Genomic DNA, 1,351 nt, shown 5'->3' on the forward strand with positions numbered 1-1,351 from the left:
GCTCAGACACTTCCAAACGCTTATTAATATTAACTTCATTTCTTGCGTTTTTAGATGTACTGTTACCCATTCCCAAATGACCTTCATGCCCCGTCATGGTTTTACCGCCTCCTTTATTCATCATAGATTTTTTACCTTGTAATTGTGCTGCGGCATCTACAGTAAATGTGCCGTTAGTTACAATTTCGTTTCCACTAAACAAGCCTTCTAAAACTTCATATTTATTACCTATTTGATTCCCTAAAGTAATTTCACGCATTTCAAAAATAGGCTGGCTTGGGTTTGTTTTTACATACACCACAGAGCGTTCACCTGTCCATAAAACAGCTGAAGCAGGAACTGTAACAGTTTGTTTATTTTTATTTTCTACACCATTTACTTTTGCAGTAACAAACATGCCTGGTTTAAAAACATTATTTTTATTATTGAGTACCACACGTAAGGTTACTGTTCTAGTTTTGGTATTTAAAACAGGGTCTATAAAATCTACTTTGCCATTAAATACTTTATTGGAATAAGTATTGGTTGTTACAACAACTTCTTGACCTTTTTTAAACACATCAATCTTATTTTCATAGACATCGAAATTTGCCCAAACCGTATTTAAATTTGCTATTTTAAGTAAAGGCTGTCCTTGTTTTACAGCTTGCCCTTGTTCAACTAGCTTCTCTGTAACTGTGCCAGCAACGGTTGCATATACTGGAAAATTTTCTTTTATTTTTCCGGTCTTTTCAATTTGATTGATTTGTTTCTCAGAAAGCTTCCATAGTTTCAGTTTATTACGGACTGCTTTGTATAGTGCTGGTTGCGATTCTTTAAAAGAGGCTGCTGTTATTAATTCTTGCTGTGCTGCGTATAACTCTGGCGAGTATATGGTTGCTAACAGTTGGCCTTTTTTAACCTCTTCTCCAGTAAAACTAACATTTAAGTGTTCTATTCTGCCAGAAAAGTAACTAACTTGTACGGCATTTGCTTCTTCGTTTTCTACTATCTTCCCTGACAACTTTATATTATTGTCTCCAATTGTTCCTTTGCCAACAATTGTTGTTTGAATGTTTGCAAGAGCCATAGCATTTTCAGTGAGTTTAAATTGGTTTACTGCCAATCCTTCTGCATCTGCTTCTGCAGGAATTAAATCCATTCCGCATATAGGACAATCGCCTGGTTCTGGTTGCATAATTTGTGGATGCATGGAGCAGGTCCACATTTTATTGGTTTCTGCAACTTCATCATGTTTATGCGTTGCCTCCTTTTGTGATGAATTTCCAAATAATAACCAACCCAATAATAAACCAACAACTAATATTCCTGTGTAACTTATATATTTTTTCATTGTTTTAAACTTTAATTG

General features: G+C 34.9%; 1 protein-coding gene. It reads right to left on the reverse strand.

Features of this window, described 5'->3' with window-relative positions; all coding sequences use genetic code 11:
* On the reverse strand, positions 1 to 1,333 hold a 1,333-nt coding region (locus tag ACVC2P_RS09005), incomplete at its 3' end, for an efflux RND transporter periplasmic adaptor subunit (RefSeq protein WP_452598144.1).
* Positions 1,334 to 1,351 lie beyond the last annotated feature (18 nt).

Source organism: Pontimicrobium sp. MEBiC01747, from assembly GCF_053601635.1.